Source organism: Rothia sp. HMSC072E10 (genome assembly GCF_001813965.1).
Lineage (GTDB): Bacteria > Actinomycetota > Actinomycetes > Actinomycetales > Micrococcaceae > Rothia > Rothia mucilaginosa_A.
In genome coordinates this window covers 18590-32858 of record NZ_KV814481.1, presented here as the reverse complement: position 1 = coordinate 32858, position 14269 = coordinate 18590, and the positions used below count along the sequence as shown (strand labels likewise).

12 protein-coding genes are annotated in these 14269 nt (G+C 60.1%); 8 read left to right on the top strand and 4 right to left on the bottom strand.

Features of this window, described 5'->3' with window-relative positions; all coding sequences use genetic code 11:
- From HMPREF2944_RS00885 to HMPREF2944_RS08930, 4 genes are all read left to right on the top strand, one after another.
- A partial coding sequence (locus HMPREF2944_RS00885; protein WP_168165813.1) for an S-layer homology domain-containing protein occupies positions 1-305 on the top strand: 305 nt, incomplete at its 5' end.
- 347 nt (positions 306-652) lie between these two features.
- Positions 653-4690: a S8 family serine peptidase gene (locus HMPREF2944_RS00880; protein ID WP_070679553.1), complete on the top strand. Its 4038-nt coding sequence runs from the start codon at positions 653-655 to the stop codon at positions 4688-4690.
- A 129-nt stretch (positions 4691-4819) separates the two neighbouring features.
- Entirely contained in the window at positions 4820-5083 is a 264-nt protein-coding gene (locus HMPREF2944_RS00875) for a type II toxin-antitoxin system Phd/YefM family antitoxin (protein ID WP_070679550.1), read from the top strand.
- A complete protein-coding gene (locus HMPREF2944_RS08930; protein ID WP_083313038.1) occupies positions 5083-5478 on the top strand; it encodes a type II toxin-antitoxin system death-on-curing family toxin in 396 nt (131 codons plus the stop codon). The genes HMPREF2944_RS00875 and HMPREF2944_RS08930 overlap by 1 nt, the downstream gene beginning before the upstream one ends.
- A gap of 119 nt (positions 5479-5597) precedes the next feature.
- Here HMPREF2944_RS08930 and HMPREF2944_RS00870 read toward each other — a convergent pair whose 3' ends face one another.
- Positions 5598-5900, bottom strand: a complete 303-nt coding sequence (locus tag HMPREF2944_RS00870) for a recombinase (RefSeq protein ID WP_070679547.1) — start codon at positions 5898-5900, stop codon at positions 5598-5600.
- Positions 5901-6188: 288 nt separating this feature from the next.
- Between HMPREF2944_RS00870 and nadE the strand changes: the two genes are divergently transcribed.
- Positions 6189-7022, top strand: a complete 834-nt coding sequence (gene nadE, locus HMPREF2944_RS00865) for an ammonia-dependent NAD(+) synthetase (protein ID WP_049350441.1) — start codon at positions 6189-6191, stop codon at positions 7020-7022.
- 119 nt (positions 7023-7141) lie between these two features.
- Here nadE and HMPREF2944_RS00860 read toward each other — a convergent pair whose 3' ends face one another.
- Together HMPREF2944_RS00860 and HMPREF2944_RS00855 are read right to left on the bottom strand one after the other, a co-directional pair.
- On the bottom strand, positions 7142-8653 hold the full coding sequence (locus tag HMPREF2944_RS00860) for an MATE family efflux transporter (RefSeq protein ID WP_070679544.1): 1512 nt from the start codon (positions 8651-8653) through the stop codon (positions 7142-7144).
- Between the two features lie 198 nt (positions 8654-8851).
- On the bottom strand, positions 8852-10492 hold the full coding sequence (locus tag HMPREF2944_RS00855; protein ID WP_070679541.1) for a Na+/H+ antiporter: 1641 nt from the start codon (positions 10490-10492) through the stop codon (positions 8852-8854).
- A 226-nt stretch (positions 10493-10718) separates the two neighbouring features.
- On the opposite strand from HMPREF2944_RS00855, the gene pdxS reads away from it, so the two are divergent.
- Together pdxS and pdxT are read left to right on the top strand one after the other, a co-directional pair.
- Positions 10719-11624: a pyridoxal 5'-phosphate synthase lyase subunit PdxS gene (gene pdxS / locus HMPREF2944_RS00850; protein ID WP_005507298.1), complete on the top strand. Its 906-nt coding sequence runs from the start codon at positions 10719-10721 to the stop codon at positions 11622-11624.
- A gap of 115 nt (positions 11625-11739) precedes the next feature.
- The gene (pdxT, locus tag HMPREF2944_RS00845) at positions 11740-12378 is read left to right on the top strand and encodes a pyridoxal 5'-phosphate synthase glutaminase subunit PdxT (protein WP_070679539.1); all 639 of its coding nucleotides are present in this window, start codon (positions 11740-11742) and stop codon (positions 12376-12378) included.
- A gap of 111 nt (positions 12379-12489) precedes the next feature.
- Here the strand turns inward: pdxT and HMPREF2944_RS00840 are convergent, their stop codons facing one another.
- The gene (locus HMPREF2944_RS00840; protein ID WP_070679536.1) at positions 12490-13155 is read right to left on the bottom strand and encodes a hypothetical protein; all 666 of its coding nucleotides are present in this window, start codon (positions 13153-13155) and stop codon (positions 12490-12492) included.
- A gap of 293 nt (positions 13156-13448) precedes the next feature.
- Here HMPREF2944_RS00840 and HMPREF2944_RS00835 point away from each other — a divergent pair, with 293 nt between their 5' ends.
- Positions 13449-14195 carry a hypothetical protein gene (locus HMPREF2944_RS00835; protein ID WP_070679533.1) on the top strand — a complete coding sequence of 249 codons (747 nt, stop codon included), beginning with the start codon at positions 13449-13451 and terminating at the stop codon, positions 14193-14195.
- Positions 14196-14269: the final 74 nt, after the last annotated feature.

The window sequence follows — 14269 nt, the reverse complement described above, 5'->3', positions numbered from 1 at the left end:
TCACGACCGGCTGGTCGGACGGCACGTTCCGCCCCGATTCCTCGGTGAACCGCGACTCGATGGCCGCGTTCTTCTACCGTTACGCAGGTTCGCCCGCGTACGAGGCTCCCGCCCAGGCCCGTTTCACGGACGTTTCGACGGATAACCTGTTCTACCGCGAGATCAGCTGGCTGGCCTCGCAGGGCGTGACCACCGGCTGGCCCGATGGTTCGTTCCGCCCGGTGGAGCCGGTGCACCGCGACGCTATGGCGGCGTTCGTGTTCCGCTACAGCACGAGTGTGCTGGGGTACAGCGCCGACCAGTAGTGAGGCCCGGCTGACCGGCTGACCGGCTCACCGCGTAGGCAGGGGTGCCGCCCCGGCTGAGGTGCCGGTGAGTCACGGCTGGTTCCGGTCAGCGGCTAATTCTGGTCAGCGACTGATTCCGGTCAAGGGCGAGGGGGTCGTACCGCGTGCAGCAATGCTGCCCGGTACGGCCCCCTCGCCGTTGTTGCGTTCCGCACCGCGGTGTTTCACGAGTCTGACTAGGTTAAACACCCCTCTCCTTGAGACAATGGTGAGGGTTCTTTCAGCGCCCGCTTGAACCCCGTCGTTGAAGCACGGGCCGAAGACCCCTAGAAACACACCATTACAAGAGAATCAAGGAGCATTCAGTGGCTATTCTCCCTGAAGCTACCCCCGCTCCGAAGGGTTCGCGGCCACCGCGAGGACTTCGGCGCGTAGCCCGCGGCTGCGGCGCCCTAGTGCTGGGCCTGACCCTCGGGCTGACTTCCCTGCCCTTCGGAACCCAGGCGTACGCCGCACCCGGCGTGGTGCGCGGCGACGTGGATGCGCCGCGTAGCGCATCCGCCGAGACGCCGAACCCGACCGAGGTGCTCTCCCCCAGCCTGGAGGGCGCAACCGGCGAACGCGCCGTGTTCGTGCGCTTCAAGGGTCAGGGCGCGTACGCTCAGACCCAGCCGGACGCGGTCCGCTCCCGCGCGCAGGCACCCGTGAACGCGCAGGCGCAGGTGCAGGCGATTCGTGCCAGCGTGCAACAGCAGGGCGCCTCCGCGGCGAAGGAGTCCGGCGCGCAGGTTCTGTACACCACCCACAACACGATGCGCGGCGTGGCGCTCTACGGTAACGTCGAGCAGATTCGCGCGCTGGCGAACCGTTCCGATGTTGAGCGCATCAGCATCATTGAGGACATGGCGCCGCAGAACACCGGTTCCGTGCTCGATACCGACACGCTCTCCGTGTGGGCTCAGCAGCACGCGCAGAACACCGCCTCCACCGGCTACACCGGTAAGGGCGTGAAGATTGTCGTGCTCGATACCGGCATCGACTACACTCACGCCGATTTGGGCGGCCCCGGCACTAAGGAGGCCTACGAGAAGGCAAAAGCCTCCGACACGATTCCCGAGGGCACCTACGACCCGAAGAAGTTCCTGGGCGGCTACGACCTGGTCGGTGACGACTACAACTCCGCCAAGAAGGAGACCTCCACTCCCCACCCGGACGCGAACCCGCTGGACTGCGGCGGCCACGGTAGCCACGTGGCCGGTACCGCGGCGGGTTACGGTGTGAACGCGGACGGCTCGACCTTCCGCGGCGACTACTCCAAGCTCACCGAAGAGCAACTCAAGGACATGAAGATCGGCCCGGGCTCCGCACCGGAGGCCCAGCTGATTGGCCTGCGCATCTTCGGTTGTAAGGGCACCACCGCGTTCGTTCCCCTGGGTCTGGACCGCGTGCTCGACCCCAACGATGACGGCGACTTCTCGGACCGCGCCGACATCGCGAACCTGTCGCTGGGCAACGAGTTCGGCGTGTTCGACGAGACCGTGAACTACGCGGTCGGTTCCCTCTACCGCGAGGGCGTCCTCTCCGTGGTTGCGGCGGGTAACGCCAACAACTACAACGCCGTGGGTGACACCTACTCCAACTCGGGCGGCCCCGGCACTAGCGCCTACAGCCTGACCGTGGCGAACTCGATTGGTTCGACCCAGATGGCTGACCGCGTGAAGATCCTCTCCCCCGCGAACGAGGCGGACACCTACGGCGACTACTCGGTGAGCTTCGACTACTCGAAGGCGACCGAGGAGCAGCTGCGCGGCACCGTGGTGCGTGCCGCAACCCGCAACCGCTACGCGTGCGAGGCCTTCACCGAGGAGGAGGCCGCGGCGTTGAAGGGCAAGTGGGCCCTCATCGACTGGGCTGAGGCCGACGGCACCGCCCCCTGCGGTTCGCGCGTGCGCTTCGATAACCTGCAGGCTGCCGGTGCGACCGGCGTGGTCATCGCCTCCGACACGGAGGTGGGCGACACCGCTATCGGCGGCAATTCCGCTATTCCGGGCGTGCGTCTGGCCAAGAGCCAGGTGGAGCGCCTTTCCGCGCAGATTGATTCGGGCAACCTGACCCTGCAGCTCGGCGAGAACCTGCGCGAGTCGATTCGCGTGCAGAACGGCAAGCTGGATCAGGCGAACACCTCGACCGCGCGCGGTATGCACGGCTCGCACGGCATCACGAAGCCGGACGTTGCGGCACCGGGCACGAACATTTCCTCGATTCTGGTTGGTGGCGGTACCGAGGCAACCGTAAAGACCGGTACGTCCATGTCCACGCCGTTCGTGGCGGGGGTTGCGGCGCTGATTATGCAGGGGCACCCGGAGTATGGTCCGCGCATGATTAAGACCGCCATCATGAACACCGCCGACCACCGCATGCAGGACGCCTGGGGCAACCCCTACGCGGTGGACCGCGTGGGTACCGGCCGCATCAACACGCGTGCGGCGGTGGCCGACCGCGTCATGCTGTTCAACGCCGCCCGCCCCGAGCAGGTTTCGGATACCTTCGGCGTGGTTGAGTACACCCCGAACGCCGGCGTGCAGACCCTGCAGCACCGCGTGAGCGTTGAGAACACCGATTCGGTGGCGCACACCTACGCCGTATCTTACGACGGCAGCACGAGTATTCCGGGTGTGGAGTTCTCCTACCCGCAGTCGGTGTCTGTGGGTGCCGGCCAGACCGCCACGTTCACCGTGACGGTGCGCATCGACCCGTCGAAGCTTGAGAAGACCATCGACCCCTCGATGTACCCGACCCAGGATTCGCTGAACTACTCGACCGGCATGGTGACCATTTCGGGTGCCCGCCAGTACATTGCGAGCGCTTCGGGCCGCCTGATCCTGACCGATGCTGATTCCTCGGCCGCGGTGAAGACCCTGCGTATGCCCCTGCACGTGGCCCCGAAGCCGGTGAGCGCGCTGCGCGTGGCCGGTGCGGATATCCACTTCGATTCGAACGGCGCCGGTGCGCTGGAGCAGCGCCTGTCCGTTGAGGGCACCGCCGTGAACCAGGGCGGTTACCGCTCCCTGCTGGGTGCGTTTGAGCTGGGTGCTTCGAGCCCGCGCATCCCGACCGCGAAGCTGGGTGTGGGTTCGGATTCCCGCATGGACCTGCAGTACGTGGGTGCTACCTCGAACGTGGCGGCCCTGAAGGCTGCCGGTCAGGACACCTCGCAGGCGCAGCTGTCCTTCGGTATTTCGACCTGGGGCAACTGGTCGGAGGTAACCCCGCGCGGCACCTACTACGTCTTCATCGACACCGATAAGGACGGCACGACCGATTACCGCCTGCAGACGGTGCGCGAGAAGGGCCTGGACTACCCGCTCGTGAAGGTTTCGCAGCGCGGCCTGGACGGTAAGTGGCACGCAATCGCCAACGCCCTGTACCCGCTGAACGGCACCTGGGGCGATACCGATACGAACATCATGGATTCGAACACCCTGGTGATGAGTGTTCCGCTGAGCGTTCTGGGCCTGGACCCCGAGGCTGAGTCGACCGAGATTTCGTACTCGGTGACCACCGCGAGCGCGTTCTCCGCCACGACCGTGGTGGATACGACCGAGTCAGTGTCGTTCAACTACGCCACCCCGGCGCTGTGGTTCAGCGGTGATTCGGCGGGCGTTCCGAACCTGTTCGTGGACGCACCGGGCACGAACCTGGTGGCGCACCGCAGTGGTGAGGCGAAGGGCTCTGCCCTGTTCCTGCACATGCACAACGCGACCGGCGACCTGTCGGGCGTGAACGGTGCGGCCGGTGAGCGTGCGCAGGTTCTGCGTGTGTCGTCGTCCTCCGAGGCTCCCGCCGAGAGCGCGCACTTCAAGGATGTTCCGGCGGATTACCCGTTCGCGAACGACATTAACTGGCTGGCTCAGCGTCGTATTACGACCGGTTACCCGGATGGTACGTTCCGCCCGAACGGTTCGGTGGAGCGCGGCGCAATGGCGGCGTTCTTCTACCGCATGGCGGGTTCGCCGCAGTTCACCGCGCCGAGCACCCCGAGCTTTAAGGATGTGCCGCGCGACCACCCGTTCTACAAGGAGATTGAGTGGATGCGCGCCCGCGGCATTACGACCGGCTGGTCGGATGGTACGTTCCGCCCGAATGATGCGGTGAACCGTGACGCTATGGCGGCGTTCTTCTACCGTTACGCGGGTTCGCCGGCATATTCGGCTCCGTCGGTGTCGCCGTTTAGCGACGTGTCGACCGGTAGCCAGTTCTACCGCGAGATTGCGTGGTTGGCCGATCAGCGGATTACGACGGGTTGGCCGGATGGTTCGTTCCGTCCGGTTCAGCCGATTGAGCGTGGCGCGATGGCGGCGTTCCTGCACCGCTACAACGTGCGCGTGCTGAATAACCGCTAGTCGAAGGCGGATGTGAGGGCCGTGTCGGGGTGGAGTTTTCTGCCCCGGCACGGCCTTTTCTGTGGTCTGACTTCATCAGTAGCTATAGTGCTAAAATTTGTACAAGAAATAGTACAAAGGAAAGATACTATGCTCACCGTTGGATTTTCTGAACTACGTGCCAACCTCACTTCCGTGACTAATCAGGTCATTCAGGAAGGTGAAGAAATCACTGTATTTAAGCGCAATCAGCCTGCTTTCAAGATCGTTCCCTTGGGATTAGATTCCACTTCTGAAAACAAAGAAGCAGTAGCGGAGACTTCTTCTGAAACTATCGATCAGGAGAAGATTTTGGGGGCAGCGACTAGCTTCATTGACCGTTACGAAAGCGTCTTTGAACGTCTGAGCCAGTAATGTCCTCTGCACATATCTCCGTTGATACTGCTTTAGCTATCCACCAGTTGCTTATCAACCGCTTTGGAGGGTCTGCAGGCGTTCGAGACCTTGATACTCTCGAAGGAATTCTTCAGAGCCCTTACCAAACTTTTGGTGGAGAAGAGCTATATCCGCACATTGTAGATAAGGCTGTTCATCTCTGTGTAGAGGTTATTCGTCAGCATCCTTTTGTTGACGGCAATAAACGTGTAGCAGTTGCGCTCCTTGGCGCCCTTCTAGAGTGTCATGGTCTCTATTTAGTAGATGACTCCACTCATCTCTATAACAAAATCATCAAATTAGTCACTCATGACTGTAACGTTGAAGAGTTCACTCAATACGTTCATTCGCATCTTACTTCTAGTCTCGAGTGAGTACGTTTCCGCTTCGAAGGGCACGAAAACACTGTGCTTTTATAAGAAATACCCCCGGTGGATGCCGTACGCATCTGCCGGGGGTATTTGTTTGCCTCACGCTGCCCGAGGAGGGCTAATTAGCGGCGGCGGGCTTCTTTACGGTTGAGCTTCTCAATGGCGGCTTCCACCTTGGACTTGCGGTGACTCAGCTTCCAGAGGCTGAAAGACTGCAGCAGAGTACTCTTACCAATCTCCACGAGGGAAGGCAGCCCCTGCCGGATGAGTGCCTCATTGATTTCTTCCTGGGTGGCGCCCTGCTCCTTCATCTGCTCGACGAGGATGTTCGCCTCCGCGATTTTCCCGGAGGTGAGCGGGTGGTTTTCGAGGCTGGTTTCGATGTCTACGAGCTCGTCGTAGAGTTCAGTTTTTGTTTTTGCCATGGTGCTGTCTTCACCGTCCTTGGTTGACGTGTTCTGTGGCGTAGCGGGTGTGGGGGCGTTTTCCCTCATCGCCGGCTGTTTTGAACGGTATTTGAACCGTATGTTCATGCTAACAGCCGCACGGGTTGCCGCGCAGGGTTTTTACCGGTGAGTATACTGTGTGTTTTCAGGGCTGAAACGATACTGAACCCGCCGCGTACGCCGTGCTGAACGCACCGTGTGGAACACTACCTCGCCTCCCTCGGCGGTTCACAGCACGGGCTATAAGGTGGAGCGTACACTTAAGTCATGCGTGAATTACAGGCACAGATCATCCGTGAAATGGGCGTCAAGCCCAACATGACCGAAGAGCAGGCACGCGAAGAAGTGGAGCGCCGCATCCAGTTCATCTGCGACTACCTGGAAGCCACCGGAAGCCGCGGCCTGGTACTGGGTATCAGCGGCGGCATCGACTCCACCCTGGCGGGTCGCCTCTGCCAGCTGGCGGTCGACCGCCTCAACGAGCGCGGCCGCACCACCGAGTTCGTGGCAGTGCGCCTGCCCTACCGTGTGCAGCACGACGAAGAGGACGCGCAGGAGGCGCTACGTTTCATCCAGCCCACCCGCTCCCTGACCTTCAACATTGCGGAGGCTGTCGACGGTTTCGACACCGCCTACGCTGCCGCGACCGGCGAGCAGATGAGCGACTTCAACAAGGGTAATGTGAAGGCGCGCGCCCGCATGATCGCCCAGTATGCGGTTGCTGGCGGCCCCGGCTACTTGGTGGTGGGTACCGACCATGCGGCGGAGTCCATTACGGGTTTCTTCACGAAGTTCGGTGACGGCGGCGCGGACCTGCTGCCGCTGTACGGCCTGAATAAGCGCCAGAACCAGCTGCTGCTGCGGGTGCTGGGTGCGTCTGAGCGTCTGTGGGCTAAGCCGCCGACGGCTGACCTGCTGGACGGCGTGCCCGGCCGTACCGATGAGGATGAGCTGGGTCTGACGTACCCGCAGATTGATGACTACCTGGAGGGTAAGGAAATCGACGAGGCGGCCGCTGCGAAACTGGAGCAGATTTACCTGCGTAGCCGCCATAAGCGCACCACTCCGGTGACGATTTTTGATTCCTGGTGGAAGAACTAGCGCGGAAGAATCTAGCGCCTTCCGGTTGAGCGCCTCAACCGGCGTAAGAACTAACGTAAAAGCCCCAAACTCCCTTGGTGGGAGTTCGGGGCTTTTACCATGCTTTTGCAGACCGAGGACTATGCCTTCTGTTCGGGCTGTGCGCCAGAAACCTGGGCGGCCTGAACGTCCGAATCCTCAGAACCTTCAGTCTCAACCTCAGCCTCAGTCGGGGGTACCTTCGCGCCGCCGGTAGTGAGGAACAGTACCAGACCCAGCGCACAGGCGAGCACCTGGGTGAAGGGGAACGCCCAGGTCAGGCCCTTAAAGCCGAACCACATGTTGCCGAAGTACACGGCGGGGAAGAACAGCAGAGCAATACCGAGGGTCATCAGCATGGCCGGGCCGCCCTTACCGGCTGCCTGGAACCAAGACACAAACACGATACTGACCGCGTTGAACACGGCGGCGAGCATCAGCGCAACCATAATCTCCTCGCCGGTGTCGATGAGGCTTGCATCGCCAACCACGGCGAGCAGTTCACGGCGGAAAATCAGCACCGGAATGGTGATGATTGCGGAGGTCGCCACGGACAGGATCGTTGCGGTGCGCAGCGCCTCCTTCACGCGGGCGCCGTTGCGGGCACCGTACGCGTAGGCGTACAGCGGGATACCGCCCATGCACAGGCCCATGCACAGCATTTCGGGCACCATGTTCAGGCGCATTGCCAGGCCGAACGCCGCCACGGTGTCGTCGCCGTAGGAGGCGGCAAGGTTGTTCAGTAGCAGGGCGGCGAAGATCAGGTTGAGGCTCTGAATGAGCTCGGCGGCACCGACCGCGACCACGGGCTTGATAATGGCGGGATCGAGGGAGAAGTCGCGGATGTTCGCGGAGAAGTTCTCGCTCTTACGCATTAGGAACAGCAGGTAGTACAGCATGGATGCGCCGTTCGCCAGCAGCATCGCCCAACCGGCACCGGCGACGCCCATGCCCATGATGGCGATGAACAGCACGTCGAAGATGCAGGTGACGACGGTGCCGACGATGATGCCGTACATGGACTGCTTGGCGTAACCTTCGGATCGGACGAGCTGTTCGAGGGTGAACATGCCGATGGCGAGGGGCGCGCCGAGGAACATGAGGTGCACGTAGATGCGGGTCGGTTCGTAGGAGCCGCCGGATGCACCCATGATACTGGTGATCGGGTCGGCGAGGATGAAGCCGATAACCGCCGCGACGATACCGGCACCGAGCGCCGAGTAGAGGGCGAAGGAGGTGACGCGGTGAATTTCGTGGGCGGGCTGGCCTTCACCGAGCTTGCGGGAGGCGAGGGTTGAGGAGCCCAGGCCGAACAGGCCTGCAATCGCCATGATGACACCGAAGACGGGCACGCCGTAGCTGGTGGCGGCGAGGTCTTCGGTGCCGCCGTAGTGGCCAACGAAGTAGGAGTTCACCACGTTGTAGATGCTGGTGATGGCGAGGCCGAGTGCCATGGGCACGCCGAGGGAGAGGAGCGCCTTGAGGATGGGTGCTTCTTTAAGCAGGTAGATGTTCTGCGGGTCTTCGCTTACGCCGTGCGGGCCGTGTCCGCCGTGTCCTGGGGCGGGTGCGCTATTTTTGGGTGCGTTGTTTTCAGTCTGGTGGGACGTCATAGGTTCCTGTGGTTCTAGTCTGTGTTGTGTCCGGTGCGCGGCAAGAAGCGTGGTCCGCGCGAAAAAACGGGCTAGTGTATTGTACCGTCTCCACGTAGTGGTGGGTCTAGAGGTTTAGACATAAAAAGCAACGAGGCGCCCCTCCCCGTTTGGGGGTGGGGCGCCTCGCCTCATACGTATCGCATGTAGGAGTGTGAGCTATTCGAGCTCAACCGGACCAAGCACGCGAACCTCCTCAATATCCAGGATTTCCTGAATCGCGTGGAGCACATTCGTGTCGATTATGCGCTCATTACGCAGGCGCTTGAGCACGCTGCGTTGCTTCTCCAAATGCCGCAGACGCAGCTCTTTCTCAAGGTCGCTCGCTTCAATAATGCGGCGGGCTTCTTCCGGCGCGTTCGCACCATTTTTACGAACGGTGTGCAGGTTGCGGTACATACTCGCGTTGTACATCTGTTCGTCGGCAATGCGGTCGATAATCCACTGTGGTGCACCAATTTCCTGGCCGATCTCAGCCACAGAGTCGAAGGACTCAGCAATTATCGTGCGGATTGCTTCATTAATCTCATCTTCTTCGGTGGTATCAACCGGAATTTTCGCCCACCTAATAACGAGCGGCAGGAGCATCCCCTGAACCACCATCGACAGCAGAACCACGCCCGCAACAACAAAGATAATAAAGTCACGCGCGGGAACATCAGTCGGCACGGAGAGAGCCACCGCGAGGGAAACACCGCCGCGCAGTCCCGCAAAGGTACTCACTACACGGCCACGGAAAGTTGTGCGCAGCTGCTTCTGCTTTTCTGAACGGTCAAGGGCACGAATAATACCGATCGAGACGTGCAGGAAAATAAAACGCGCCGCAATGGAAACAAGCCATGCCACCACAATCACGGCGAACGTCAAAGCCCACGCATAGTTGTATTCACGAAGAACATCATCCACAGGCGCAGTGGCGCTGGGCAGCTGAACACCCACGAGCACGAAGAGCGCACCGTTCATGACATAGGAGACAAACGACCAGATGGGCAGACCGTAGAAACGGTTTTGGGGTTTGATGGTATCCGGTCCGCGATAGGTCAGGTAGAAAGCGGCGACCACCACAGCCACCACTCCGGAACCTTTCATGCCCTCAAAAGGCTCGATCTCTTCAGCCAAGAAGAAAGCAATAAACGGCACGGTAAACATGAACACGCTGAAGTTCATGGGGTTGCCGATGTGCGCACGCAGCTTATTCACACCCCATCCGACGGCCAGGCCAACGAGAGTTCCAATCAGGAACGAGAAGAAGAACATTCCGGATGCGGTCCCCAGGGTAAGTTCATGACCACCCGCAACCTGCAGGGCGAGTGCGAAAAGAACTAGGGTGGTGCCGTCGTTAATGAGTGCTTCCGCTTTAAGGGTGGTGATGGAAGATTTGGGGAGTTTGCCGTTGAGCGTTGCCACGGCCACAGCATCGGTGGGGGCGAGCGCCACACCGATAATCAGCGCCACATGCCACAGGTAGACGCCCATAAATGTGTGAAGCACCCAGGCGATAACGAACGCCGTGAAAATTACGAGCACCGTGCCCGAGAGCAGAATGCCGCGCAGACGAGCGCGTGCCTCACGCCAGGAGGTGTTTCGGGTCTCCCAGAACAGCATCACGGGCAGGAAGATTTCGAGAATCACGTGCGGCGGCAGGCCGATACTCTGGACTTCGTGCAGTTCGTGGGCGGGCATAATGCCGATAGCCAGGCCAATGAAAATCAGCACAATGGCGGGGGTGATCCGTGTTTTGTGTGCGATTGCGCTGCCTACGAGGACAGCGAGGGATAGTGCGATAACGACTTCGAGCATGCTGTTCCTTTATTGGGGGTCTCCGGTGTACTTCAGGGGTTAAAGAGTACACCCGCAGTTTTATTCCCTACGCTCTCTGGCGGGGGCCGTCTAATTGATGGATGCGGGTACGTTTCATGACGTTTTGTGTCGTTCTGACGTGAACTTCGGGTCGTACTGTGTCAGAGAACAGAAAATCCGCCCCTGTGAGTGCGCGCGAACACTCAGAACGTGAGAAGATAAGGTCATGACTGATAACAACACCGTAACCGGCAGCCCGCTTGTTAAGCGCGGCCTGGCCGACATGCTCAAGGGCGGCGTCATCATGGACGTCGTCACCCCCGAACAGGCTAAGATCGCTGAAGATGCTGGCGCTGTTGCCGTCATGGCTCTCGAGCGCGTTCCCGCGGATATTCGTGCGCAGGGCGGCGTGGCTCGTATGTCTGACCCGGACATGATTGAGGGCATCATTGATGCTGTTTCGATCCCGGTCATGGCGAAGGCACGCATCGGCCACTTCGTTGAGGCTCAGATCCTGGAGACCCTGAAGGTCGACTACATTGACGAGTCTGAGGTTCTTTCCCCCGCTGACTACGTGAACCACATTGATAAGCACCAGTTCAAGGTGCCTTTCGTGTGTGGTGCTACCAACCTGGGTGAGGCTCTGCGCCGTATCACCGAGGGTGCCGCTATGATTCGCTCGAAGGGCGAGGCTGGCACCGGTGACGTCTCTGAGGCAACCAAGCACATCCGCACCATTAAGCGTCAGATTGCTGAGCTACAGGGCCTGTACAACACCATGCCCGACGAGCTGTACGTGAAGGCTAAGGAACTGGCTGCACCGTACGAGCTGGTTCGTGAGGTTGCTCAGACCGGTAAGCTGCCCGTGGTGATGTTCACCGCTGGTGGTGTGGCTACCCCCGCTGACGCTGCGATGATGATGCAGCTGGGTGCTGACGGCGTGTTCGTTGGTTCCGGTATCTTCAAGTCGGGCGACCCTGTTGCTCGTGCGAAGGCTATTGTGAAGGCTACTGCTTTCTACAACGACCCGGAGAAGGTTGCTGAGGCTTCTCGCGGCCTGGGTGAGGCTATGGTCGGCATTAACGTTGCTGACATTCCGGCACCGCACCGCCTGGCGGAGCGCGGCTGGTAATTCGTGCGCGCACCCCGTATTCGGGGTGAGTGTTTGATGAGGGGGTGGGGTTCGCTGAGGCGGGTCCCACCCTCCTTGTGTTTGTTGTGTTTGTTGTTTTGTGAAGGGAGCGGTGATGGTTGAGAAGGTTCAGCCTACCGGTGTTTTGCCGGGTGAGGGTTTGACGGTTGGTGTTTTGGCGCTGCAGGGCGGCGTGCGTGAGCATGCGCTGATGCTGGAGTCCCTGGGTGCGCAGGTGCGCTGGGTGCGTACCGGTGAGCAGCTTGAGGGTCTGGATGCGCTGGTTCTGCCGGGTGGTGAGTCGTCGACGATTGACCGTCTGACCCGTATTTTTGGTGTGCGTGAGCCGCTGATTGAGGCGATTTCTTCGGGCTTGCCGACCCTGGGTACGTGTGCTGGTCTGATTATGCTGTCGAAGCGTATTGATGATCCGGCACCGGGTCAGCAGTCGCTGGGCGTTTTGGATGTTTCGGTGGGTCGTAACGCGTTTGGTTCGCAGGTTGATTCTGCGGAGGTGCGCCTGCCGTGGCTGACCCCTGCCGGTGATGAGGTGGTTATTGATACGGCGTTTATTCGTGCGCCGATTGTGACTGGCACTGGTGAGGGTGTGCAGGTGACGGCTCGTCATGAGGGGAAGATTGTGGGTGTGCGTTCGGGCAACCTGATTGGTATTTCTTTCCACCCGGAGGTTACGGGCGATACGACGGTGCATGAGGAGCTGCTGGCTCTGGCACGCGAGGTGAAGGGCAAGTAGCCCCTCCCCCCAAGAAATAAGCCCGGTGATAACCCGTTAAAGAGTTGTGGCGGTGACCGTTGTTCGGTCACCGCCACAACTCTTTTTGAGTGGGCTTATGCGTGAGTGGGTTTATGGGCGGGCGCTGCTGGGGGTTTGGGGCTGGGCCTTCCACTGCTGGTAGGCGCTCGTGGCGAGGAATCGTGCACGGTTCGCGTCGCTGAGCGTCTTGATGTCTGCGGGGGCTGCCTCGTACCACTTTTCGTAGAGACGAATAATCATCTCGGGGTAGGCGGCTTCTTCCAGGTCTGCGCGGTGGGGGATGAATTCGTTGCGGTTCTTGATGTCTCGGTACTCGCTACCGGCGAAGGGGTCGGAGACTCCGACGCTGGGCTGAGCGTTGTAGACATCGATGTTTTGAACGTATTCGGGGAGGGTGCTCCGCCCTGCTTTGAGTGCGGCGTGGCACTTGCTGTCGATTTCGCTGGGCTCAATGATGTGGGCGCCGTCTGCGAGGATGTTTCGGTACTGGATGTACGCGGGGTATTGTTCATCGGTGCGCGGGACGGGCTTGACGGCTTCTGCTGAGGCGAGATCTTCGGCAGAGTATGAGGAGCAGCTGACGGGCGGCGTGGTGCTTGCCGTTGCTGAGGCGCTCGCCGTGGAGGGTGAGGAGGTGTTGCTTGCCGCGGTGTTCGCACCACCGCAGGCAGCAAGAAACAGGGGCAGGACAACCGCGATGGTACCGCATCGTACAATGCTGCGGCGGTCGGAGAAGGTCTTCGGGGTGAGAGCCATGGGGCCACCTCATAACGTGGGTGTAGTAAGGTATTGTGCCCCACTATACCTACAAATTTGATATATGGTCAATGAAAATATGTGTCTTTTTCAGTAAAACCAATATTGCCTTTTCCTTCCCCTTTAAATACTTCTGACAAGCCGTAATCTACTAACAGTGATTAAATACTCCAGATAATTCGCTGAAATTTTTGCCATTCCGTGTGGGTATTTGCAAAACACCCCACATGCTACACCGTCCAACATATACTGAGACGCAATATATCGTTCCATCCCTCTTGTGAGGTGGTCTCATGACCCACACCCCTGCTCTTCTTTCGTTCCGTTCCAGCGGTCTACGACGAAGTGCCGCGCTGGCGCTTCTTCCTCTGCTTCTTGCCTCCTGCGGTAGCTCCACCAGCACGGCATCAAATACTCCGGCACCCTCGAATACGACCGTGATTTCCTCCCCGTCAGCAACAAGCGCCACCGGGTCCGCTTCCTCTTCCGCGGCGAAGAAGAGCTCCACCCCCTGCCTTGAACCTGACGAAGCCGCGAAAGCTGAAACCCTCAAGCAGCAGGAAGCCATCAGCGCCGACCGTGGCACTGCACTGCCCTCCTACGTCTCCGCGCGGCATGTTGTGCGCAACCAGGCGAACTTCCCCACCCGCGCCGAAGCTGAATCAGCAGGATCCGAGTGCCTGGCACTGTACGAGAAGAACAAGGCCGATCACACCTACGCCGCAGCATGGGTACGCGCTATCGATGACAATAACGTGGCAAGCGGAAAGGTAGCCTCCGGCCCGCGCACTGACATCCAGAGCGCAGACCCCTACAAGGCAAGCAACTACATCGATATTCGAGAGGGTAAGGAGTACTTCCCGACCCGCCAGGAACTGCTCGCGGCAAACTACCCCGAGAACTACATTGTTGCTTTTGAGGCGTGGGCACAGCAGGCACCCGCCGATGTGAAGCAGAAGAGCGACGCGAACCGTGCGGCCGCTAAGGATACTCGCTGGTCTGAGGTGGTAACCCTACCCAGCCCCGACAACCCTGTCTAATCGAACCCCGTCTAATCTGAGTCTGTCTCATCTTAAAAATAGTTGTGGCGGTGACCGAACAACGGTCACCGCCA